Consider the following 24,311-nt stretch of genomic DNA (forward strand, 5'->3'; position numbering starts at 1 on the left):
ACAACCCTAATTACATGGAAGCTTTATTTCTAAAAAAGAATGTATTGTACAGGAGTTATCATAGAATTCCATATCGCATTACTATAAATCGGGGGCTTCCCTTACCCGGCTTTATTTTATTGCCTATGATATTGCTACTTATTGCTTTTTTTCGGATAACCCTAACGGCTCTTTCGTGAAATTAAAAGAAAACGGAATACAACGTCTCTTCCATTTTTTAAAAGAAGGCTCAATTCAAAAATAAATTAAAACACTATGACCATCCAGAAGCAACATAAATTATTTCATTTATTCCAAAAAGAAATTATCGCCTATTTCAAGAGTAAAAATGACCAGGTCCGTATTCTAAACAACCAGACTATTATTATGTCCGGGACAGACAAAGGACTTATTTTTACCTGCATGCCTGATAATAGCTGCGATATCAGTTATGATGAGTTCAGTCTCAGTATCGATATTTTATCTGATTTTTCAATAGAAGCTTTTATTTCCATTTTGACCAATCATAAATTAATACAACAGGAAGATTTTATACCCCATCGCACTGAATTGGAAATGATACTGCGGTAAACAGTAAAAAGCATCTATCTTTGGTTTCTGGTTTTCAAATTATAACTGTGGAGTATAACAATAATAATCAATTTTCTGTGCTACGGGTCAGTAATGAAGCCGCTTTTGAAAAGGTTTTTAAGCTTTATTTTAAAAGCCTTCATGCCTATGCCTTTACTTTTACTAAAGAAAGTGGGACTGCAGAAGAAATTGTACAAAATGTATTTTTTAAGATCTGGGAAAAAAACAGTCATCTTCAAATAGATGATTCCTTAAAGTCATATCTCTACAGGGCGGTTCATAATGAGAGTCTCAATTACATCAAACATGAAAAGGTAAAATCCTCTTTTCAGTCCGCATATTCAGGCTATACTGATTTCGCAGATGCTGATGCTTCAGAAGCAATCATTGCTACTGAATTGGAAGGTGCTATCCAAAAATCCATCGATCAGTTGCCGGCACAATGCCGCCTGATATTTCAAATGAGCCGTTTTGAACAATTGAAATACCAGTAGATCGCCACCCAACTGAACATCTCTATCAAAACAGTAGATAACCAAATGGGGAAAGCCCTTAAAGTATTACGACAAAAACTTGTCGAATATTTGCCTTTTATTTTATTCTTATTCTATTTAATTCAAAAATCATGAGCGAAAACTACCATATTATAAATGATGACATGCTAGTGAAATACCTGGTAGGTGAAGCAGATATTACTGAAAAAGCCGCAGTAAAAAAATGGCTGGATGCCGATGTATCCAATCAAAAACACTATGATGATTTCCAAAAAATATGGAATGCAAGCCTTACCATTACTCCAAATGATGCCGTAAATACAGATGCTGCCTGGCAACGTTTGCAAAAAAGGATACATGAAAAAAGCGATCTTGTAGCCGTGCCTATCGTCAGAGCCCATCATTTCCGGAACTGGATTCGTATTGCAGCATCGTTTTTACTCATTAGTACCTTAGGATTGCTTGCCTATACTTTCCTGGAATACAGGGCTACAACAGTCCTTCGTTTGCAGGCGTTACATAGCACCATTAACAGTACATTGCCGGATGGCACTACAGTAACATTAAATAAAAACTCCATGATTTCTTACACCAGGATGTTCCAGGGGGAAACACGGCCTGTAACCTTGCAAGGAGAAGCTTTTTTTGATGTTGCTCCTAATGCGCAAAAACCTTTTATTATCACCATCAATGATGTTACAGTAACAGTTGTGGGAACTTCTTTCAATATCAAAAATAAGAACGGAAAAACAACGGTAGATGTGGAATCGGGTATTGTTACAGTCCGTAAAAATGCTGAATCCGTAGCCCTCAGTAAAGGTGAAAAGGTGATTGTACAGGAACAGCAATCGCTCTTTCAAAAAGAAATGAGTAAAGGGCAATTATACAATTATTACCGCACCAATGCTCTTGTATGTGATCAGACACCATTACAGGAACTGATAGCGGCCCTAAATGAGATTTACGGAGTTACTATTATTATTAAAAATCTTACATTACAAAATAAACCCATAACTACAACGTTTAAGAAACAATCACTTACTCAAATTCTCAATGTAATCTCCGAGACCTTTATGGTTAAAGTAATACGCGAAAATAATCGAATCATATTAGAGTAGTTTTTTAAGCCTATGCGGTCAATTTTACGATTCTTTCTTTTCCTTTTTCTGATCAGCAGTACTGTTTCCAGTGCCCAATCATTATTGTCTAAAGAAATTTCGATAAAGGCAACCGGGCAGTCTTTAGGAAGTATTCTGGATCTGATTGAAAAAAGGGAAAACTTTAAATTTTCGTATTATAGTAAACTGGTACCGCGCGACAGCATCGTTTCTATTACTGCAGATAAGATTTCGATTAAGGACGTATTGGATCGATTGCTTGACAAACGTTATGAATATAGGGAATCTTCTGATTTTATCATTTTACGCTACGCTCCTTCCGAACTTACCCTGATTGTTGAAAAAAACACCAACATGGGAGATTACTACCTGGTTACCGGTTATGTCAGTGATGCCGCCACTAATAAAAAGCTTGAGAATGCTACGATTTATGAAAAAAATGTCATTCAGTCCGTAATGACAAACAATTCCGGCTATTTTGAATTGCATTTAAAAAACATACAGCGGCCGATAGAAATTACAGTATCCAAAGAAAACTATAAGAGCATTACGACTTTTTTCCTTTCTGAAATTATTATCGAAACAGGCCCTAAAAAAAATTGGTTTGATTATTATAAAGACGATTTTTCAAATGTAGAACGAACCGGTATAGGGCGTTTTTTTATTTCGTCCCGGCAAAAAATACAGTCGCTTAACCTGGGTGGACTGATTGCCAAAGCGCCGGTGCAGGCTTCATTGATTCCCAGTATAGGAACCCATGGATTGATGAATGCACAAATGGTAAATAATTTTTCATTGAACTTAATTGGCGGTTACAGTGGTGGCGTACGGGGTTTTGAAATTGCGGGCCTTTATAATATCAGTAAAACGAATGCAGAAGCATTGCAAATGGCAGGACTGTTCAATACTGTTGGAGGTTCTGTCAGAGGTGTCCAGATGGCCGGAATCTACAATAATGCTTTTGGTGATCTTATGGGATTGCAAATGAGTGGGATCCATAATAGCGTAAAAGGAACTCAAAACGGGCTGCAAATTAGTGGTGCTTATAATAGCGTTGGAAAAAATGGTCGTGGTATGCAACTATCGGCAGGTTATAATAACATCAGGCAATCCCAGGCAGGAATGCAGCTTACATTCGGATACAACAGGGTACGGGAAAATGCCTACGGTGTTCAAATGGGTAGTTACAATTATGCTGGTAATCTGCAAGGCCTCCAGATCGGGCTTGTGAATGTTACGGGCTCTACTTCGGGCTATAGTATCGGTTTGCTAAACTTTAAAAAAGGAGGTTATAAAAAAGTGAGTTTCTCCTCCAATGAAATCTCTGATTATAATATCGCCATAAAAACAGGAGACAATAAATTTTATACTATAATAATGGCCGGAAAAAGTGAACGTGCTGACGAAGCAAAGCTTTTTTCCTTCGGATTTGGATTTGGGAAAAATATAAAGCTTTCAAAATACATTCATTATAATCCGGAAGTGAGTTTCCAATCACTATACCTTGGTAATTGGGGAAATATCAATATCCTGAGGAAGATTGATTCTCCCTTTACATTTCGCATCCTGAAAGGTCTTTCTGTCCATGCCGGGCCTTCTTTTACACTTTATACGTCTGATATATTGCCTTTTTCGACACCAGATCCTAATGCTACGGCTTTTATAGCAAAACGTACCGATCATCTTACAGTAATTCGGGATAAAAAGCTATCGGGGTTTCGGGGTTGGTTTGGATGGAGCGTTGGAGTAACCATTTTTTAAAGCACTTTTATTCTTAAATCTCCTCACTATTTGTTATTTTTAATGAAGCTTATTTTTTAGAAATTATTCTGTGCTTTAGCAATAAAACTTAAAAAAATGACAACAGCATTAACTGAAATACCTCAGGATGAATCGGATCAAAATGCCATTGATCACTTGATTTCCAGGTTTTATGGTATATTCAACACTAAAAACAACACACCCGATTTCGAAACTATCTATAGTTTATGCATTGTTGAAACACAAATCATAAAGATTGAGGATGCTTCTCCAGTGTTGTATAATTTACATAGTTTTATGGCGCCGAGAAAAGCATTGCTAACGGATGGCAGGCTAACGGATTTTGAAGAGTATGAAACGGTTTCGGAAACTAAAATTAGTGGCCATCTTGCCCAACGGTATTCTGAATACTCTAAAAATGGAATTTTGCAGGGTAAACCATTTGAGGGTAACGGGAAAAAAATGTTTCAGTGTATCCGGATGGAAAATCGCTGGCAGATTACAGCCGTGCAGTGGGAAGATGAATAGTAATATTAGACTCTCTCCCCTTGTTGCTGCATCATAAATTTTGCAATATAATATATTCCAGCACTATAACAGGCGTAATCTGTTTAAAATCAAGACTATTCGTTCCGCAGTAGAGAAATCACCGTTGATTTCAAGTACTGGTATTTGCTGATGCTGTAACCATTCCCGGTGTGCTTTGATATTCCGGGTAGCGATTCCTGTGACTTCATCATAATCTTTAGCCCATTCCAAAAATACCTCACTTTTTTCTTTGCGGGCCGGATCGGCTAAAATGGCGGCACCATACCGTTCCGTTTCCCTTTTTTGCAAACGTTCCATCCGGATGGGCTGTGGAATATGCAGGAATACTATAAAATCAAATTTTTCCGTAATGGCAGTTCCCCAGTTGACTACTGAACCTCCCGGAATCCAGTCTTCCGAATGTCCGGATACCGTCAAAAACTCTTTATTACGCAATTCTGGATCACGCGTTACACTGAAGGGCCTCCGTCTCTTCCCAAAAAAAAGCATCACTATCAAAATAGTTTATTTTTAATTGGGTAGCCAACGCAGTGCCTAAAGTGGTTACACCCGACCCTGATGCTCCAAAAATATTAATTTTCATGTGTACGTATTGATTTTAGTAGCAAAACAGGCATAAAAAAATCCTTATAAAAAGGATTTTTTAGAATAGTATAGCTTTAAAATTGTTTTATTCTTCGCTGTCTTTTAAGATCTCCATGATTTGATTTTCGATGTCTTCCAGATTTTCAAAGTTTTGGAATACAAGTTCTTTCTGAAGGTCTTTCAACTCCTGGATGATTTCCAATACCAATTCCAGCGGCTCGATTTCAAGGCCAGACAGGTTTTCGTCAAAATCGGTTCCGATCAGTAAGGCATCATTGGACATGCCTACGCACCAGTTTTCGATAAATTCATTCAATGGAATTTCAACAGCAGTAAAATCAGCCCAGTCATTGTTGGCCGATTTTTCAGCTAATGCTTTCTTAGACCAAAAACAAAGAATTTCTACCGGTTCACCATTTTCATCCGTATAATCATTCGAATCGGAAGTTGCAAAACCATCATTACTTTCCAGTCCGTATACTTTTTGTGTTTCACAGATTGTTGCCAGGAAGTTTTTATAACGCTCCTCTAATTGTATGTTTTCGTCTGACATGATTTTTCTTTTTTGAAGTTTATCAGCGTCAAAGGTAGTTTTCTTTTTTTACAAAAAAAATCTCCCCCACCCATTTAAATAAGCAAAGCCGGTATAAAAGGATACCGGCTTTACTGTTTGTTGTTATTTTGTAGTAAAATTATAATTTACCGTTTTTAATTTCGTCTACAATTTCCGGATTGAGTAAAGTCGAAGTATCCCCAAAATTACTAAAATCACCTTCGGCAATTTTTCTCAGGATCCTACGCATGATTTTACCCGAACGTGTTTTAGGCAAGCCCGAAACGAACTGGATTTTATCCAATTTAGCAATTGGCCCGATATGGCTGGAAATAAACTGGTTGATCTCATTGCTTAGGTTATCGCGATCCCTGGTTTCTCCAAACTCTTTCAGGATAATAAATCCGTAAAGAGCATTTCCTTTTACAGCGTGTGGAAAACCAACAATAGCCGATTCTGCAACAGCCGGATGTTCATTGATGGCATCTTCGATAGGTGCTGTACCCAGGTTATGCCCAGATACGATCACGACATCATCTACACGTCCTGTAATCCTGTAATAGCCTACTTCATCGCGCAATGCACCGTCACCGGTAAAATATTTACCCGGGAATGTCGAAAAATAAGTATCTACAAACCGCTGGTGATCGCCCCAGATGGTTCGGGCCATACCTGGCCATGGGAATTTAATGCATAAACTTCCAACTACCTGGTTCCCTTCTATCTCATTGCGTTTTTCATCCATTAAAACTGGTTGTACCCCTGGTAATGGCAAGGTAGCATAAGTAGGTTTTGTAGGCGTTACAAATGGAATCGGTGAAATCATGATTCCGCCGGTTTCTGTCTGCCACCAGGTATCTGCAATAGGTGCTTTTTTCTTGCCGACATGGTCATTGTACCAGTGCCATGCTTCTTCATTGATTGGTTCACCTACGGAAGCCAATACTTTTAAGGAGGTTAATTTGTATTTATCAACCCATTCCGAATTTTCTTTTGCCAGCGAGCGTATGGCTGTTGGCGAAGTATAAAACTGAGAAACTTTATGTTTGTCGATGACCTCCCAAAAACGTCCAAAGTCTGGATAAGAAGGAACTCCTTCAAATATAACTGTAGTAGCGCCATTCAATAAAGGCCCGTATAAGATGTAGGAATGACCTGTGATCCAGCCAATATCAGCAGTACACCAGTATACATCATTCTCTTCGTATTGAAATATATTTTTAAAAGTATAAGCAGAATAAACCATATAACCTGCGGTAGTATGCAACATCCCTTTAGGTTTTCCGGTAGATCCGGAAGTATAAAGTATAAACAATGGATCTTCTGCATCCATAATTTCAGCTACGTTATTGTTTAGGGCATCGTCCAGTAAAGGCTGAATCCATTGATCACGCCCCGGTTTCATTGTGATTTCCGAATTGGTGCGTTTTACAACAAAAACTTTTTCTACAGAAGGCGTTTTCTCCAGGGCTTCATCAATAATCCCTTTCAGGTCAATCGATTTGCTCCCTCTGTAACCGCCATCTGCCGTAATGATAACTTTGGATTCAAGGTCATTCACACGGGTGCTGACAGCAGAAGCTGAAAAACCGGCAAAAATAACGGAGTGCACGGCACCAATACGGGCACAGGCCAATACCGCAAATGCCAGTTCCGGAATCATAGGCAGGTAAATACATACCCGATCTCCTTTTTTGACTCCCTGTTCCCGTAATACGTTAGCCCATTTTGAAACCTGTTCGTATAATTCGTTATAGGTAATATGGCGTGCTTCTTCTTTGGGATTATTCGGCTCAAAAATAATGGCTGTTTTTTCTCCCCTTTTGGCAAGGTGGCGATCGATGCAGTTCTTAGTGATATTGACTTTGGCATTTAAAAACCATTTCACATCTGCCGTCTGCATATCAAATTCTACAACTTTATCCCATTTTTGATACCAGGTAAAGTTCTCATCGGCTATTTTGTCCCAAAATTTACGGGGCTCCCGTACTGATTTTTTATAATGCTTGAAATACTGTTCTAAATCGTCAATTTTATAATAACTCATCTCCTTTATTTTTAGTTATTTATTTCGTGAATTTTTATGTTTGGATCTTAATTCAATGTAAATATAAGCATCCTGTTTTTTATTTTAAATCTATAAGTTGCAAAAATAATATATATAATGAAGTGGTTTAAACTTTTTCCTTTTTAAATTTTTTTGATGCTATTACTATAAATGCTATATAATTGAATCCTTTCCAAGATTCAGTTGTTGTGTCATATCTATTTAAGATTGACCTAAACCCATCTAACCAGGCATTTGTGCGTTCGATTGTATATCTCTGCTTATAGAGTTGCTCATCAAAATATTCATCCCTCTCACTATGACCGTTACGTTTGTTAAAACAGATATTAGCTTGAATGTTCTTATCTGAACATGCTTTTCTTAAGTCTTTAGAGTCAAAACCTGCGTCTGCATTGAGGAACAATCCATCTACAGAAATATTGGCTTGTTCTAATGTTGCTGTAATGTCTTCAAACTGAACCTCAATATTATACAGGTCGTTGTGGTTTCCCGCAAGAGGTTCTGACATTGCTAATGGCAAGCCTTGCCTATCGGTTAGATAGAGTGAATTAGTTGTTTTTCGCTTCTTCCGACCTTGATAGTCAACCTGTTCACCGCCTCGGATAGCAGGAGTATGGCTTCCGTCCAAATCCACACTGGAAAGGTCAAGTTTTGAGTGATGACGGCTAAGGAATTTAATCCAACAAGCTTTCCAGAAACCGCAAAGACTCCACTTGCGATAGTGATAGTAAACAGATTGCCAACTTATAACCTTATTTTCAAAAAGAGCCCTAATGGGTAGCTGATGCCATTGAAGGCCCGTTTTAAGTTTGTAGAGTATAGCATTTATCACTTCTGATAATGGAACTGTTACAGGAAATCCACGACGGGCTTTAGGTATATATGCAACAATTTCCAATTCTATTGTATCTTTGTCAAGTACACTGTACATAAAGGGTTGGTTTTGATAATTGTATGTTTAGCGACACAAATATCGACAACCCTTTTTTAATTCTAAAAAAAGTTTAAATCACTTCAATGAAAATTAGGGATCTTATTTTTGTAATTATACTATTTACCACCCTCATATACTTTGAAGTCAGCAGTTATTTCTGCAATAATGGTCACATCATCGATTGTGGAGGGTATTTGAATGACTTCTCCATCAGCAATACTGCGAAGTAATTTACGCAATATTTTACCAGATCGTGTTTTTGGAAGTCGTTGTACGACAATCACATTCCGAAGTGAGGCTACAGCGCCTATCTTAGCGCGCACTTTTTGTACGATTTCATATTCCAGTTGGAACTGAGCAATAGTTTCTCCTGCTTTAAGAACGACCAAAGCAAGTGGTACCTGCCCTTTCAGGTCATCATGAACTCCTATCACAGCACACTCAGCAACCGCACTATGGGTCGCTACAATCTCTTCCATTTCAGCTGTTGACAAACGATGCCCGGCAACATTAATAAGGTCATCTACCCGACCTGTAATATACACATAACCGTCTTTATCTTTAAAACCACCATCACCGGAAAGATAATAGCCTTCGAATCTACTAAAATAACTATTTTGGAAACGTGTTTCATTTTCCCAAAGCCCCAATAGATTGCCAGGCGGTAAAGGTAATTTCACCACAACGAATCCTTCTTCGCCATCTCCCAAAACCATACCTTCTTCATTAAAAATACGGATGTCGTAACCACAAACTGCTTTTCCTCCAGCACCTGTTTTTAAAGTCGTGTTTCCAAGTCCGAGGGAATTGGCAACCATGGGCCATCCTGATTCCGTTTGCCACCAGTGATCAATCACAGGAATCGGGATGTGTTTTTGAAACCATGCTATAGTAGCTGAATCACAGCGTTCCCCGGCAAGGAATTGATTCCGCAAACAGCTCAGGTCATACTTTTTTATAAAAAGACCATCAGGATCTTCTTTTTTGATGGCCCTGATAGCTGTTGGAGCCGTAAACATGGTTCCCACTTTATGCTCAGAAATAACACGCCAAAATGTGCTGGCATCGGGTGTTTTAATCGGTTTTCCTTCAAATATCACAGTGGTGTTTCGGTTGATCAATGGCCCGTATAAAATATAACTGTGCCCCACTGCCCATCCCATATCAGACGCGGCCCAGAATGTTTCTTCCGGCTGTACATCATAAATATAGCGCATCGAAAATTGAAGTGCCACTGCATAACCGCCTGTATCCCTTACAATACCTTTCGGTTTTCCAGTGGTTCCGGATGTGTATAAAATATACAAAGGATGGTTAGACGCGACAGCAACACAATTGGTTTCTTCCGATCCGTATACTAAAGCTTCATAATCCACATCATATTTTTTAAAAGGTACCCTTGCCCCCAACTTACGATTGAAAACAATCACATGGTCCGGCTGGTGACTGGCGAGTGCTATTGCTTCATCAACCAAAGGTTTGTACGCAATAAGACGATCGATTTCAATTCCGGAGGAAGCGGTAAGCAGTACTTTAGGTTTGCAGTCATCAATCCTGATCGCCAGTTCATGCGGTGCAAAACCGCCAAAAACAACCGAATGGATCATACCGATCCGGGCACAGGCGAGCATTGCAAAAGCGGTCTGTGGAATCATCGGCATGTAGATGATTGCAGTATCTCCTTTTTTAAAACCCAAAGATAAAAGTCCCCCGGCAAGTTTGGCAACTTCCGTTTTTACCTCCTGATAAGTATATTTTTTAATGCTTTGTGTAACCGGCGAATCATAAATAAAAGCGACCTGATCACCATGTCCATCCTGTATGTGCTTGTCAAGCGCGAGGTAACACATATTGAGCTGCCCGTCCTCGAACCACAACGGATATCCATTGGCATCTTTTGATACTATCGTTTCAGGCCTGCTGTACCATTCAATTTGCTCCGATTGTTCCCGCCAAAAATCTATTGGATTTTCGATGCTTTTATTATAGAAATGATTGTAGTCGCTCATAATCAAATACTTTTATTTTCAATAAGTTCATTTACCTGTTCTACCAGTTTTTTTAAGGAAAAAGGCTTGGTAACATAGGCATCCGCCCCTAATAGTAATCCTTTTTGAATGTCACTTTCTTTATTTTTAGCTGTCAGGAATATCACTTTACATTGTGATAGCCTTTTTTCCTTGCGTATTTGTTCTAAAGTGGCATACCCATCTACATGAGGCATCATAATTTCCAGGATAATCACGTTGGGTACTTCCGATTTTAGGATATCCAATGCTTCTTGTCCATCCCGGGCAATGAAAACTTCAAAATTGTTTTTTTTGAATGTATATTCCAGGGACATGACGATATTAGGTTCATCATCCACAATTAATATTTTTCTGGCTTTAGTATTCATAAACTCTTTGTGTTTTTAGGGAGGCTAAAGGTAATTTTAGCCCCGGAATCAGGCCTGTTCTCTGCCCATATCTCCCCATTATGGTGTGCTATTATTTTTTTGCAAATCGCAAGTCCAAGTCCGCTTCCTATTGGTTTCTGGATATTTTGGTGCTGCGACTGATAAAATTTATCAAAGATAGCTTCAAAATCTTCTTCTGCAATTCCTTTCCCATTGTCTTCAACCCCTACTTGGATAAGTAACGGGGTTTCAATGATGGAAATTGTAATAAGGCCATCGGTAGCCGGGCAAAATTTTATGGCATTCGACAAGAGGTTGTGCAACACCTGCGTGATGTGGTCTTCATCATAATAAGCTTTAAAAATATTCTTCTCCGATACGATCTCCACTTTTATATTTTTGTTCTCTATTAGCTGCTTCAGGTTGACTAATGATTCTGAAATACTGCTATAAATATTATTCTCTGTAAGGTCAATTTTCTGTTGTCCGGAGTCAAATTTTTCCAGGTCCAGTATTTTTGTAATCAGCCTGTTCAGCCGATCCGACTCAGAAATAATGTTTTTCAGGAATTGTTTGCGCATTTCTTCCGGTAGATCATCGTCTTCATATAAAATTTCTGTAGAAGCCCGGATCGCTGTTATTGGTGTTCGCAATTCATGGGAAATAGTATCCAGGAAATCATCTTTCTGCTTGTCTTTTTTCAATAGGTCCATATTCGCTGTTTTCAATTGCTGTGTTATGGCCTGCAGTTCTTTTGAGGTTTCAGTGAGCTTTTTATTGATCACGATATTTTCTTTGGACTCTTCCAATATCTTGAGTAATTCCGGCAATGATATTTTTTCCTCTTTGACAACATTTGAAATCAGTATTTTGGCAGAGGCGGTACCAATATGCCCCGTAAGAAGGTTCTCTGCATATTTGATCAACCGGGAATCAGCCAGTTGGTTTTCGAGGGGAATATTGTATTTTGTATTAAACGTATCGATAGCTTCCATCGTTTTTTCTTTACCCAGGAAACGAAAGAGAATATTTTGTATATCATTAATATAGGCCGTTCCTTTCCATACAAAAGCGTTTTCATGTAAGGTAATGTATTTCTCGATATCCACGAACATTTCGGCATAGTTCCGTTCCCGGTAATCTCCTTTAAAACTTATGGAGACAATCATGTACGCAAACAAGTTAAAAAACAAACTCCAGAATAAGGCATGAGGTACTATATCCAGATAATCCAACCCAAATAACTGATACGGCTTCAATAATTCTATACCAAAAATGCCATGTTCAATATAGTCCCCATCCACTATAAAATAGGGGATTAAAAGCGTATAGGCACAAAGTATAAATCCGATGCAAATTCCAATTATAGCGCCTTCTGAAGAGCCTCTCTTCCAAAATAAAGCGCCAAAAAAGGAAGGTGCTAACTGTGCAATAATGACAAAAGAAACCAATCCTATAGAGAATAGAGACGATTCCAAGATGTACTCCCTATAGATGATATAGGAAATAATGATTAGGGAAAAATAGCGATTTTACGAATAAAAACGATGCGCCAGGTATTTGTTTTTTCTTTTTCATTGAGGAAAGAACCCAAAAAACCATAGGGGATCAATACATTATTGGAAAGCATAATCGATAAGGAAACAGAGGATACGATGACCATCGAAATTGCGGCAGAAAATCCGCCAAGAAATACGAGTAATGTCATGGTATTGTTTCCAAAATGCTGTGGGATCAATAAAGAATAGGTGTCGGAATTATGATCCTGCCCCTGAAACAGTATATTGCCTCCCCAGGCAATCGGATATACAAATATATTGAACAGTAATAAGTACAGTGGAAACAACCAGATGGCTTTTTTAAGATGGCTTTCGCGATTATTTTCTACAACAGCGGTATGGAACTGCCGCGGCAATAAGAATATTGCAAAAAGGGAAAGCATACAGAGGAAAAACCAATTCAGTCCTTGGGATAACCCACCAATGGTATTGCGTTCTTTAAAATTAGGCAAGATAGAGGCCTGCGCATAAATATCATCAAAACCATCAAAGACAAAATAGGTAACATAAATCCCGGCGATGATAAAAAATAATAATTTTAATAATGATTCCAAAGCTACTGCTGTAACGATTCCCCTCCTTTTTTCAGAAGCATCTACATAACGTGTCCCATAATAGGAAGCAAACAGCGCAAGGCTAATAGCTACATAGGTAGAAGTATCTTCGAATATATTTGAAGTAGTGCCGGTTTTGGTAATAACATGGAAGGTTTCGGAAATAGCTTTAAGCTGTAATGATATATAAGGCAATACTCCCGAGATGCATAGTAGCGTAACCACCGCGCCTAATGCCCTATTATTCCCATAGCGCAGCGAAATAAAATCGGCAATGCTGGAAATCTTATTTACCTTAGTGATACGGATTACTTTTCGTAAAATTACAATCCATGCCGGAATAGCAATGATCGGCCCCAGATATACGGTAAGGTAGTTCAGTCCACTATCCGCTGCTACCCCTACACTGCCATAATAAGTCCAGGCCGTACAATATACCGCCAGCGAAAGGCTATAAACGTAGGCATTGTTAGTCCATCTTGAACTTGCCTTTTTCTCTGCCCACCAGGCTGTGAAGAATAATACGCCCAAGTACATCAGTAAAATCAATAAGACAACAATGCTATTCATAAAAATGATTAATGATGATGTACGATATAATGATAGAAGCCAACCAGCAACTGAAAATATAGATATAAATGACAGGAAAGCCCACTATACTTTCGGTACTCTTAAATAATGTAATGATAGGGATATTGAGCAGTGCCAATAACGAAATCGTTACAATCACCAATTTCTGTTCGTGCCTTCTTTTCATTTGTCGCTTATTAAAAGCCAAAGCTCCCGGGGATTTCCGGAAGCTTTGAACTATATTAACCAATTTATTTAAACGTCATCATATTCTCCTAACAAAGCATAATACCCAAAAGTCCCCAATCCAAAAACAATAAGAGGTGTAAGGATGAAAAGTATTATTATTCCAAAAACAAGATCGTCCTGTTTTCCTGTGGCAAATTTAGGCAACCCAAATTCTATGATACAAAAGTAGGCAGCCGCTGCAGCTAATAACAGCCAGATGATTCCCAATATTCTTTTTACTATTTTCATATACTTTTTAATTAATCGTTAGCGGTGTTATTTTTGTTTTTCAGGTATACCATCCCAATCACGAAGCTGATTGCAGCAATCACAATGGGATACCACAATCCTTCTAAATAGAACTCCGGATTTCCACCTTCCTTGGCACTCGTGACAAAATAGGTTGAAATAGCGGGAAGTAAACCTCCAAAAATACCATTACCAACATGATAGGGCAACGACATCGAAGTATAGCGTATTTTTACCGGGAACATTTCCACCAGAAAAGCAGCAATAGGACCGTATACCATTGTCACAAAAATAACCTGTATAAATACCAGCCAGATTAGGCTCCATTTATCGGAAGAATTGGCAACAATCGTTGTTTTCGTATCCGATTTTGCCTTTCCGTCCACCATAATGGGCTTTCCATTATCTAAATGTACGGTTTTTACCTGTTGCCAGGTGGTTCCATCCGAAAATTCTTTAGTGCTCGTATAGACAGAATCCAGTACCTGATGGCTATTTATTTTGGTCATGGCCACCACTTTTGATTTTTCGAGGAGTTCTGTTTTATGGGCTACATCAGTTGTTTCATACATCTTTTTATAAATCGGGCGGTACAATAAGATTGCACAGAGCATCCCCAGCATCATAATACTTTTTCGACCTACTTTATCACTCAGCCATCCAAAAAACACAAAAAACGGGGTTCCAAACAGTAAGGCAATCCCTAACAGGCCATCCACTTGGGAAGACTCAATAAACATTACTGTTTTTAGGAAACTCATTGCATAAAACTGGCCTGTATACCAGACTACCCCCTGTCCCATTGCGGCTCCAAATAAAGCCAGTAATACAAATTTTAAATTATAACGGTTCCCAAAACTTTCTTTTAACGGATTAGTACTGGTTTTTCCTTCTGCTTTTGCTTTTGCAAATACCGGGGATTCATGCATGTTCCGGCGAATGATGTACGAAACAAATACCATGACAATAGACAACCAGAATGGTACCCTCCATCCCCATTCATCAAAAGCTTCCGCGGATAAGGCTCCTTTCGTAATCAGGATTACGACCAAAGAAATGAATAAACCAAAGGTTGCAGTAGTCTGAATCCAGGAAGTCCAGTAGCCACGCTCCCCTTTAGGCGCATGTTCTGCCACATAAGTTGCTGCTCCGCCATATTCTCCTCCCAAGGCCAATCCTTGTAATAAACGTAGAATCAGCACTAATAATGGAGCCATAAAACCGATCGATTCATAGCTTGGAATACAGCCAATCAAAAATGTTGCCCCACCCATTAATAACAAAGTAACCATAAAAGTATACTTTCGTCCGATCATATCGCCTAACCTGCCAAAGAATAAGGCTCCAAAGGGACGTACTACAAATCCTGCTGCAAAGGTAGCCAGTGTAGATAAAAAGGCGGCTGTTGGGTTATCCGAAGGGAAAAACTTTGTCGAAATAACAACGGCCAGGCTTCCAAAAATATAAAAATCATACCATTCAATCAGGGTTCCCATAGAAGAAGCCGTAATGACTTTCCAGATCCCTTTTGTTGATTTTGCTTCTGTGCTCATAAAAATTCAATTAAGTATTTATAAATAGATTTGTAGTTGTACAGTAAATTCTCCTTTGAGTCCATCCGTCTTATCAACAGCTGTATAAACCGGTCGCGTAGAATATTGTGTGGTTACTTTGGCGTGATGCCCATCGATAAAAAAATTTGCGCCAACATCAAACTGGCTACTGGCTTTTTGCAGCGCCTCAAAATTTTTGTAGGTATAGGCTCCATAGGGCTGTATTCTTACTTTGGGTTTTTCCTGTGCTGTAGGTAATAATATTCCTGCCTGTGTATACCAGATATTTCCGGTTCCCATTGTAGGTTGAAAGTTCCCGGGCCCTGCAAGTGCCCGTTCTCCTTCATAATCCGGATTCACAGTGCCCACATTCATAATCCCAAGGTTCCTCAGGTAATTAGGGCCAAAATCATAATTGTAAAATACGCTATAGGCAGTAATTGCCATTTTTTTCTCTGGTTTTCCTATGGGCATGTCTACAAAAACATCGGCAGAAAGTAATGTAATATCATGTTTCCAGATATCACCACCACCAGATGTTCGGGTAGCATCCGGAGCATTGTAGAATCCGGCTCCGATATTAAATACTCTTTTAGTTCCCAGATAAGACCCTACTTTATACGGCAGCACATTCGATTCAATGTCCAAAAACTGATATTCAAAATAGCCGGCTTTAGACCATTTTGCATTACCGTTATTATCGACCGCTACGGCAGATTCGCCATTGGTTGGTTCAACAGGAATAAGATTGGTTGCAAATGGTTTATTATAACTAACACGGTATTCGAACTTACCATATTTTCCTTTGGCAAATAACCCCATCTGGCGGGCAAACTGATCTGAGTTTTCAATAAGTGGCCAATTAAATATTGGGGCATCGATAGTCAGGAAATTCAAAGTAGAGGCCATTGTCATCCGGGAAAGCCCCATATAATAATGCAAACCACCGCCTAATGAAAGGCTGAACTTGCCTTCCTCCGGTAGAATTACTGCATATTCATTCCAGGCATCATGAAAAAACAATCCTGGTTTTTTCCCGGCTCCGTAGCCACCGGTTCCCGAAGTGCCTGAAGCGCCACCATTTGTAAACGTTTGGTTGTTAATTCCAAAATGGGTTACGATCATGTAACGTTTGGAAAGCTGTGCCTGAAGGAGTATGCGTAATCTCCGGTTTCCAATATCGGTGCTGGATGTCGCTTCTTCCCCGTTAATCATAGTACCAGGATTCATTTCGGAAGCCCTAAACCAGATTTGATTCCAGGCCAGTACCCGCAGGTATTTGGATCCATCTTCATTCAGGTTGAATTTCAAGCCGCTGCCATAATCTGGTGCTCCTTGTGAAAATCCGGACGCTGCGATCAACAGCATAAAAAAGAGGAGGTTTGTTTTTTTCATAATACGCCAGAATTGAATTAGTAACTGAATTACCCTGTCCAAATTCTAAAATTGTATCGTAGAAAAAAAAATGCTTATATATATTTGTAAAGTACTATAGTTAATCTTTGAAACGCTCCCATTTTATGAGCATAAATTTATCACCAAGTTCCGTAATAATCATCCCTGCACCGGAAAGCTGATCCTTATTTTTCAGGTATTCAATTAGTTCCGAGTGGTTATAAATCTTATACGTAGGATGGTAATCTTTATGAGAAGGCTTTTTAATCTTAAATTCCTTGACCCAATTGCTTACCGTAACGTGTGAAACCCCGATAATGCGCTCTATTTTCCTAAAACTTAAACCTTCCAGATAGAGCTGTAATGCCTTAGTAACATAATAATCATCAATCTTTTTACCCATTTTATTTACGGTAAAAAAATAATTACAATTTTTGCATAAATACCTTTGTTTACTGTTGATGACACCACTTTTAACGATAGTAGCACTCTGACATTTAGGACAGGCTAAAATCTCCATATATATATAAATTTTGCATAAATATACTAATTTAGCAATTATGCAAAAAATGAATATTGCAATAAAATCATATTTTTTTTACACACCTATTAATTTTAATTTCATTTTATTGAATAATTAATTCAATATTTGGAGTAAACAGGAATTCAATTATACTAAAAAGGAACTACATCATAACTGCACATCACGATCAATAAAAAATTTACTATATTTAGGTAAACTAAAAAACGAAAAGCTATGAACGGATTTTTTAAAACAATTCTTGCCGGATGGGGTGCCAAAAAAATGGGCTTCGGGTGTGTAGGTACGATTATCGTATTTTTTATTTTATACTATTTATTAGGGCATTTATAGACAGTCCATACAGCACAAAGCCCCAAAAATTTCGGGGCTTTGCTGTTAGAATTATTTTTTTAATATCCAGGGTGGATTTTCATTATACTCATAGAGTTCTTTGACTTTTGCCAAAAGTGCCACCGTTGGAGTTTTTTCAGAAGAGTCCAGATTTCGTAACGGTGCCATTATTCTTATAAAATCATCATTAAAATCCTGTGTAGGTAAAATTTCAAAGCTATTTTCAGTGGCAATCGCAAGGTATCTTCCTCCTTCATTCAGGGCCAATCCTATTTCGTAATACGAAACCGATGTACCAAAAGCTGCCAGTTCTTTAGAGTAAATCTCTTCATAGTAAATACTGCTGCTATCTACAGGAACACCTATTTCCCTATGATTGCTCAGAAAATTAATAATTTGTGTTTTTTTAGTATCCAATTTGGGATCTAAAAGTTGTGCGTAGCCACTGGGAATTATCCCCATTAATAGTAGTAATTGTAATTTTTTTATCATGCAATAAGTAGGTATTTTGGGGGCTTAACAGGAGAAATTTGGAATTATACTGCATTTGCCAAATCAAACATACGATTTTACTTTTTAATTCATAAAAGAAATTTAGAGCTGTTATCTATATTTAACACTATCATAAACTGCCCGTCTGATTAGCATCAGATACCATAGATTAGATCTGGTTTAATTCCGTATTTTTGATTTAGATTTGTAAAATAAGGCTGACTTTATACAACAAAGAGATCTTTTTAATTTATACACTATGCTTGAAATTAATACCAAAGAAGATTTTATTATTCCATTTGAGAAAATTGGAGATGATGAATGGATAGAACGTACCCAAATTATACTGGAAGCGATTGCAGATAATTCTTATGCCACTTTGGAAACACCTGTTTCCGATAGTGAAATTGACATACTCGAACAACGATTGGGTACTGCACTCCCCACAGGATTAAAATTATTTTACTCCACATTTGGTATTGCGGATATAGGGGAGATATTAATGGATTTTGATACCATAGGGAGGCTGAGTGCTATATGGGCCAATAGTTCCCATGGTCCTTCTTTTACAGCAAAAGATCAGGAATACCTTCCCTATCTCATAACCTTTGGCGATTATTTAGGGAACGGCAATATGTTTTGTTTCCATGAGAAAACCCATGAAATCTATTATTTTGATCATGATAGTGCTCCATTCCTTAGCAAACTATTTGATACAGCAGATGATTATATCCGAAGTTGCCTGATTTTTGCACAATGCGAATTTTGTGGAGAGGAGACTGATGAAGAAGAAACAGAAGAGTGGGCAGAAGAAATTGTTGAAGCATTCGTAGGGCGTGCTGTAATTGATAAGTGGCATTATTAAAAGAACAGTAATCAATAAAACAAAACTCCCGAATTAGAGATTCGGGAGTTTTTGTTATGATAGCATAGTGCTATTAATAGGCAATCAGTTCTTTCAGTGCATTTTCAAAACGCCCTTTAGCCATATATTGATCTTCCAGGGCTTTAGTAAACGGTATTGGGCTATCCAAACTCGCTACTCTTTTTACTGGACCATCAAGGTATTTGAAGCAATTTTCCATAATCATAGCCGAAATATCACTGGCAATACCACCAAACATACTGTCTTCCTGCAAGATAATTACTTTTCCTGTTTTTCGCACAGAGGCATAGATAGCATCGGTATCCAAAGGCTGTAAAGTTCTTAAATCCAATAGATCAGCTGCAATTTCCGGATTGTTTTTTAAAGTTTCCAGTGCCCAGTGTACACCGGCGCCAAATGAAATAATTGTAACATCATTTCCTTCTTTTAACAAAGCAGCTTTACCCAAAGGCAGCGTATAATAGTCTGTAGGCACATCCTGGTAAACGCTTCGGTATAATTGTTTGTGTTCAAAATATAACACCGGATTCGGGTCATTAATCGCACTGGCTAATAATCCTTTTGCGTCGTAAGGAAATGCCGGATAAACTACTTTTAATCCCGGGGTTTTAGTAAACCAGGCTTCATTCGTTTGTGAATGGAATGGGCCTGCCTGTGTTCCTCCACCACAAGGCATCCGCACCACTACATCAGCCTTTTCAAGCCAGCGGTAGTGTGATTTTGCCAGCAAATTTACAATCGGATTGAATCCGGTAGAAACAAAATCCGCAAATTGCATTTCAACAATAGCTTTATAGCCGTTAATGGATAATCCCATGCCGGCAGAAACTACTGCGCTTTCACAAATAGGTGTATTGATTACCCGTTCCTTGCCAAATTGTTTGACAAAACCATCTGTAATCTTAAAAGCACCACCATATTCAGCAATGTCCTGCCCCATAATAACCAGATTATCATGGCGCTCCATGGACTGGCGTAATGCTGTTGAGAGTGCATCAATGAAACGTATGTTTTCGGTCTTATCTGAAGGGGTTATCGCTTCAAACTCATAGGATTTATACACATCATTAAGTTCTGCTTCATAAGTGGCTACAATTTCAGGCTCATTATTAGCTATCGCCAGGTGCTCATCAATTTCTTTCTTGATTTCTGATCGTAATGTTTCGTCATAATCCAATGAAAGGATTCCGTGATCCTTCAGGTATTTCCTGAAATTATCAACTGGGTCTTTTATGGCCCACATATCCATTAATTCCTGTGGCACATATTTAGTACCACTGGCTTCTTCATGGCCCCGCATACGGAAGGTTTTAAACTCCAGTAATACCGGCCTCGGACGTTCCACCATCGATTTTTTTAATTCAGCAATCTTTGTATATACATCGAGGATATTGTTTCCATCAATAATATACGATTCCATTCCGTAACCGACACCTTTATCGGCGAGGTTTTCACAACGGTATTGTTCATTTGTAGGTGTAGAAAGTCCATAACCGTTATTTTCGATCACAAACAGTACCGGAAGTTCCCATACGGAGGCAATATTCAGTGCTTCATGGAAATCGCCCTCACTGGTAGCGCCTTCACCAGTAAATACAGCGGTAACTTTGCCATTTTTACGGAGTTTATTGGCCAATGCAATTCCATCTGCTACTCCCAATTGAGGTCCCAGATGCGAAATCATTCCAATAATTTTATATTCCTGCGTTCCAAAATGGAACGATCGGTCTCTTCCTTTGGTAAATCCATTCGCTTTGCCCTGCCATTGCGAAAATAGTCGGTATAACGGGATGTCCCTCCCGGTAAATACCCCTAAGTTCCGGTGCATCGGAAGGATGTATTCGTCTTTGTCCAAGGCTGCAGTAATTCCTACAGCAATAGCTTCCTGGCCAATGCCCGAAAACCACTTGGAAACTTTCCCCTGACGAATCAGGATCAGCATCTTCTCCTCTATCAGTCTTGGTTTTACAATTCTTTTATATAAGTCCAACAACTGTTCGTCGGTAAGATTTTTTCTGTCGAAATTCATAATAATGCGAAAAGGTTATAGTAGTTGATTAACGGATCCAAAAGTATAAAAAAATAACAGTATTCAGGTTCAATGTTACATAATTTTAAATTGTTAATAACTTTTAAAATTGCTTTCTCAAATAATTCTATACTTTTGTGAACTTAAGGCCTTAGCGCCAGCAAAGTTATTAACAAATATTTTTAGGTATGCAAAATATTCCTAGTGTTGACTTGCGTGATTTCCTTTCGGACGACCCGAAACGTAAACAAAAATTTGTAAATGAAATCGGAAAAGCTTTTGAAGATATTGGCTTCGTAGCTTTAAAAGGTCATTTTTTGGATGATCAATTGGTAGAGGAACTGTATAGTGAAATCAGAGATTTTTTCGCCCTGCCTTTAGCCACAAAAGACAGCTACGAAATCCCTGGTATTGGAGGGCAACGAGGTTATGTCTCTTTCGGTAAAGAACATGCCAAAGGCCGTAAAGAGGGCGATCTTAAAGAGTTCTGGCACTTTGGGCAGTATGTAGATGCCGATTCCAAATATGCTTCGGAATATCCGGAAAATGTTACGGTAAAAGAGCTGCCACGATTCAATGTTGTGGGAAAAGAAGCCTACGAAATGCTGGAAAAAACGGGTATTTATGTTTTAAGAGCATTAGCATTACACCTGGGACTGGATGAATTTTATTTCGATGCTTTTGCAAAAGAAGGAAATTCTATTTTACGTCCGATCCATTATCCCCCAATTACCCAGGAACCAGAAAATGCTATCCGCGCTGCTGCCCATGGTGACATCAATCTGATTACCCTGTTAATGGGAGCTCAGGGACGCGGATTACAGGTTCAGAATCATAACGGTGAATGGATTGATGCGATTGCACAACCGGATGAGCTGGTCATTAATGTAGGAGACATGCTTTCCAGGCATACCAACAACAAATTAAAATCAACCATCCACCAGGTTGTTAATCCTCCAAGAGAATTATGGGGAACTTCCCGCTATTCTATTCCGTTTTTTATGCATCCCGTGAGCGATATGCCGTTGGATTGCCTGGAGAACTGTACAGATGCAGCACATCCTAAAAAATATGAAGACATTACTGCAGGTGATTTCCTTTATGAACGTCTTGTAGATTTAGGGTTAATTAAAAAATAATTTATATTTTTATACTGTGGAAGAAGACATTGGGTGTACTTAATGTCTTCTTTCCTGTTTTAAATACATCATAATTATGGCAAAGAAATTAAGCAGCTTAGACGATTTGGGCGGATTTGTTTTTTCGACTAATGAAAATTTCGAATTCGATACCAATTCCGATACAGCAGAAACACTTGCTCCAAGTAAGCAAAGACTGGAAGCGCATCTCGATAAAAAAAACCGGGGTGGTAAAATTGCTACTGTAATCAAAGGTTTTCAGGGCAATGAAGAAGATTTGAAAACTTTAGGAAAAATGCTCAAAACCAAATGTGGTGTCGGTGGAGCAGTAAAAGATAATGAAATCATTATACAGGGCAATTTTCGCGATAAAATAATACAAATCCTCCAGGCTGAAGGCTATAGTGTCAAACGTGTAGGCGGATGATTCCTGCCATTAAAAATACTTCTAAAATTAAATATATGTCCATACAATCTTCAGAATTAATTCTTAATCCGGATGGTAGTGTATATCACTTAAACCTGAAACCGGAACATGTAGCAAACGATATTATTTTTGTAGGTGACCAGAACCGGGTAGAGAAAATCACCCAGTTTTTTGACAGCATCGAATATTCTACTCAAAAAAGAGAATTTAAAACACAAACAGGATGGTACAAGGGAAAACGGCTTACCGTGCTTTCAACCGGAATTGGTCCTGATAATATTGATATTGTTATCAATGAACTGGATGCTTTGGTAAATATTGATCTGGAAACACGCCAGCCCAAAGCAGCATTGACAGCACTGAATATTATCCGTGTCGGGACTTCAGGCTCCTTGCAAAATGATATCCCTGTTGACAGTTTTGTACTATCCAAATTCGGATTGGGACTTGATAATATGCTACGCTCTTACTGTATCGATGCAGTGACCAATACTGCTCTGGAAGATGCTTTTATAGCACAGACCAACTGGGATCAAAAAAAAGGAAGGCCTTATGCTGTAGGCTGTAGTGAAACGTTGGAAAAATTGATTGAGAGCGATATAATATTCAAGGGAATAACAGCTACTGCGGGCGGTTTTTACGGACCACAAGGCCGTGTATTGCGCCTTCCGGTACAAGATCCGGAACTGAATGGAAAAATGGATCATTTTAGCCATGAAGGTCAAGCCATTACTAACTTGGAAATGGAAACTGCTGCTATTTATGGCCTTTCAGCTTTATTAGGACACAATGCCCTATCCCTGAACGCCATTATAGCTAATCGCGCAAATGGTACTTTTAGTGAAGATCCCTATAAGGCCGTTGATGCTCTAATCACTTATACTTTAAATAAGCTGGCGGAATAATCTGCCGGCTTTTTTAATATCTCTACTCCACTTATGTATTCTGACGGACGTTGCCCTATTATTTTATAAAAGGTATTCGAAAAAGTGGGTACACTGCTATAGCCAACTTTTCGGGCTACTTCATTCACTGTGAACTTATGTTCCAAAAGTAGGCTCAAGGCTTTTAAAATACGCTGAATTGTATAAAATTGTATATTCTGGAGGAAGTTTTTTTTCTGAAACACCCGCTTTTCCAATGCAGGAGAACAAACAGCAAAGCTGACCCCGTCGAATAAAAAAATACTACAGTTCTCTTTTTCAATCTTTTTAAACTTCATCATAATAAGAAATTATTTTTGGGGAAGTTTTTTTACTTTTTTTCATAATTTTTGACTAAAATAGTACCATATTTGGTGTATTAAATATTCTGTTAGTACCTTTA

25 protein-coding genes and 1 pseudogene are annotated in these 24,311 nt (G+C 38.4%); 9 read left to right on the top strand and 17 right to left on the bottom strand.

What is annotated here, in order from left to right; genetic code table 11:
- The first annotated feature begins 255 nt into the window (after positions 1 to 255).
- From FK004_RS14545 to FK004_RS14565, 5 genes are all read left to right on the top strand, one after another.
- Positions 256 to 570 carry a hypothetical protein gene (locus tag FK004_RS14545; protein ID WP_108737913.1) on the top strand — a complete coding sequence of 105 codons (315 nt, stop codon included), beginning with the start codon at positions 256 to 258 and terminating at the stop codon, positions 568 to 570.
- A 77-nt stretch (positions 571 to 647) separates the two neighbouring features.
- Positions 648 to 1,064 (top strand): sigma-70 family RNA polymerase sigma factor, encoded by a 417-nt coding sequence (locus FK004_RS14550; protein ID WP_227871613.1) that lies wholly within the window; start codon positions 648 to 650, stop codon positions 1,062 to 1,064.
- A 131-nt stretch (positions 1,065 to 1,195) separates the two neighbouring features.
- Positions 1,196 to 2,182 (top strand): FecR family protein, encoded by a 987-nt coding sequence (locus FK004_RS14555; protein ID WP_108737914.1) that lies wholly within the window; start codon positions 1,196 to 1,198, stop codon positions 2,180 to 2,182.
- Between the two features lie 12 nt (positions 2,183 to 2,194).
- Positions 2,195 to 3,943, top strand: a complete 1,749-nt coding sequence (locus FK004_RS14560; RefSeq protein ID WP_108737915.1) for an LA_2272 family surface repeat-containing protein — start codon at positions 2,195 to 2,197, stop codon at positions 3,941 to 3,943.
- A gap of 96 nt (positions 3,944 to 4,039) precedes the next feature.
- The gene (locus FK004_RS14565; RefSeq protein WP_108737916.1) at positions 4,040 to 4,471 is read left to right on the top strand and encodes a DUF4440 domain-containing protein; all 432 of its coding nucleotides are present in this window, start codon (positions 4,040 to 4,042) and stop codon (positions 4,469 to 4,471) included.
- 63 nt (positions 4,472 to 4,534) lie between these two features.
- Here FK004_RS14565 and FK004_RS14570 read toward each other — a convergent pair whose 3' ends face one another.
- From FK004_RS14570 to FK004_RS14630, 15 genes and pseudogenes are all read right to left on the bottom strand, one after another.
- The gene (locus FK004_RS14570) at positions 4,535 to 4,990 is read right to left on the bottom strand and encodes a P-loop NTPase family protein (RefSeq protein ID WP_227871614.1); all 456 of its coding nucleotides are present in this window, start codon (positions 4,988 to 4,990) and stop codon (positions 4,535 to 4,537) included.
- A gap of 172 nt (positions 4,991 to 5,162) precedes the next feature.
- Positions 5,163 to 5,630 (bottom strand): DUF2750 domain-containing protein, encoded by a 468-nt coding sequence (locus FK004_RS14575; protein ID WP_108737917.1) that lies wholly within the window; start codon positions 5,628 to 5,630, stop codon positions 5,163 to 5,165.
- 139 nt (positions 5,631 to 5,769) lie between these two features.
- The gene (gene acs, locus FK004_RS14580; protein ID WP_108737918.1) at positions 5,770 to 7,677 is read right to left on the bottom strand and encodes an acetate--CoA ligase; all 1,908 of its coding nucleotides are present in this window, start codon (positions 7,675 to 7,677) and stop codon (positions 5,770 to 5,772) included.
- A 127-nt stretch (positions 7,678 to 7,804) separates the two neighbouring features.
- Entirely contained in the window at positions 7,805 to 8,629 is an 825-nt protein-coding gene (locus FK004_RS14585; RefSeq protein ID WP_108735890.1) for an IS5 family transposase, read from the bottom strand.
- 119 nt (positions 8,630 to 8,748) lie between these two features.
- Entirely contained in the window at positions 8,749 to 10,641 is a 1,893-nt protein-coding gene (locus FK004_RS14590) for an AMP-binding protein (RefSeq protein WP_108737919.1), read from the bottom strand.
- 2 nt (positions 10,642 to 10,643) lie between these two features.
- Positions 10,644 to 11,030, bottom strand: coding sequence for a response regulator transcription factor (locus tag FK004_RS14595; RefSeq protein WP_108737920.1), 387 nt, complete (start codon positions 11,028 to 11,030; stop codon positions 10,644 to 10,646).
- Complete coding sequence (locus FK004_RS19625; protein ID WP_317046944.1) at positions 11,027 to 12,508, bottom strand: sensor histidine kinase; 1,482 nt, start codon at positions 12,506 to 12,508, stop codon at positions 11,027 to 11,029. The genes FK004_RS14595 and FK004_RS19625 overlap by 4 nt, the downstream gene beginning before the upstream one ends.
- A 35-nt stretch (positions 12,509 to 12,543) precedes the next feature.
- Positions 12,544 to 13,713 carry an SLC5/6 family protein gene (locus tag FK004_RS19630; protein ID WP_317046945.1) on the bottom strand — a complete coding sequence of 390 codons (1,170 nt, stop codon included), beginning with the start codon at positions 13,711 to 13,713 and terminating at the stop codon, positions 12,544 to 12,546.
- Complete coding sequence (locus FK004_RS14605) at positions 13,706 to 13,900, bottom strand: hypothetical protein (protein WP_108737921.1); 195 nt, start codon at positions 13,898 to 13,900, stop codon at positions 13,706 to 13,708. The genes FK004_RS19630 and FK004_RS14605 overlap by 8 nt, the downstream gene beginning before the upstream one ends.
- A gap of 68 nt (positions 13,901 to 13,968) precedes the next feature.
- Positions 13,969 to 14,190, bottom strand: a complete 222-nt coding sequence (locus FK004_RS14610) for a DUF6814 family protein (protein WP_108737922.1) — start codon at positions 14,188 to 14,190, stop codon at positions 13,969 to 13,971.
- An 11-nt stretch (positions 14,191 to 14,201) separates the two neighbouring features.
- Positions 14,202 to 15,743, bottom strand: a complete 1,542-nt coding sequence (locus FK004_RS14615; protein WP_108737923.1) for an MFS transporter — start codon at positions 15,741 to 15,743, stop codon at positions 14,202 to 14,204.
- An 18-nt stretch (positions 15,744 to 15,761) separates the two neighbouring features.
- Positions 15,762 to 17,138, bottom strand: coding sequence for a porin (locus tag FK004_RS14620; RefSeq protein WP_108737924.1), 1,377 nt, complete (start codon positions 17,136 to 17,138; stop codon positions 15,762 to 15,764).
- A gap of 100 nt (positions 17,139 to 17,238) precedes the next feature.
- Positions 17,239 to 17,541, bottom strand: a complete 303-nt coding sequence (locus tag FK004_RS14625) for a helix-turn-helix domain-containing protein (protein ID WP_227871615.1) — start codon at positions 17,539 to 17,541, stop codon at positions 17,239 to 17,241.
- A 21-nt stretch (positions 17,542 to 17,562) separates the two neighbouring features.
- A pseudogene (locus FK004_RS19720) lies at positions 17,563 to 17,658 on the bottom strand (transposase-like zinc-binding domain-containing protein); the annotation flags it as partial.
- A 405-nt stretch (positions 17,659 to 18,063) separates the two neighbouring features.
- Positions 18,064 to 18,504, bottom strand: coding sequence for a hypothetical protein (locus FK004_RS14630; protein WP_157956121.1), 441 nt, complete (start codon positions 18,502 to 18,504; stop codon positions 18,064 to 18,066).
- Positions 18,505 to 18,763: 259 nt separating this feature from the next.
- Between FK004_RS14630 and FK004_RS14635 the strand changes: the two genes are divergently transcribed.
- Positions 18,764 to 19,369 (top strand): SMI1/KNR4 family protein, encoded by a 606-nt coding sequence (locus FK004_RS14635; RefSeq protein WP_108737927.1) that lies wholly within the window; start codon positions 18,764 to 18,766, stop codon positions 19,367 to 19,369.
- Positions 19,370 to 19,442: 73 nt separating this feature from the next.
- Here the strand turns inward: FK004_RS14635 and FK004_RS14640 are convergent, their stop codons facing one another.
- Complete coding sequence (locus FK004_RS14640; RefSeq protein ID WP_108737928.1) at positions 19,443 to 21,419, bottom strand: alpha-ketoacid dehydrogenase subunit alpha/beta; 1,977 nt, start codon at positions 21,417 to 21,419, stop codon at positions 19,443 to 19,445.
- Positions 21,420 to 21,607: 188 nt separating this feature from the next.
- Here FK004_RS14640 and FK004_RS14645 point away from each other — a divergent pair, with 188 nt between their 5' ends.
- From FK004_RS14645 to FK004_RS14655, 3 genes are all read left to right on the top strand, one after another.
- On the top strand, positions 21,608 to 22,558 hold the full coding sequence (locus FK004_RS14645) for an isopenicillin N synthase family dioxygenase (protein ID WP_108737929.1): 951 nt from the start codon (positions 21,608 to 21,610) through the stop codon (positions 22,556 to 22,558).
- A gap of 76 nt (positions 22,559 to 22,634) precedes the next feature.
- Complete coding sequence (locus FK004_RS14650) at positions 22,635 to 22,985, top strand: translation initiation factor (RefSeq protein ID WP_108737930.1); 351 nt, start codon at positions 22,635 to 22,637, stop codon at positions 22,983 to 22,985.
- Positions 22,986 to 23,020: 35 nt separating this feature from the next.
- Positions 23,021 to 23,890: a nucleoside phosphorylase gene (locus FK004_RS14655; protein WP_108738863.1), complete on the top strand. Its 870-nt coding sequence runs from the start codon at positions 23,021 to 23,023 to the stop codon at positions 23,888 to 23,890.
- On the opposite strand, the gene FK004_RS14660 is transcribed toward FK004_RS14655, so the two are convergent.
- Positions 23,863 to 24,210: a helix-turn-helix domain-containing protein gene (locus FK004_RS14660; RefSeq protein ID WP_108737931.1), complete on the bottom strand. Its 348-nt coding sequence runs from the start codon at positions 24,208 to 24,210 to the stop codon at positions 23,863 to 23,865. The two genes, FK004_RS14655 and FK004_RS14660, sit on opposite strands and share 28 nt — an antisense overlap.
- Positions 24,211 to 24,311: the final 101 nt, after the last annotated feature.

Origin of the sequence: Flavobacterium kingsejongi (assembly GCF_003076475.1) — a bacterium.
Taxonomy (GTDB): domain Bacteria; phylum Bacteroidota; class Bacteroidia; order Flavobacteriales; family Flavobacteriaceae; genus Flavobacterium; species Flavobacterium kingsejongi.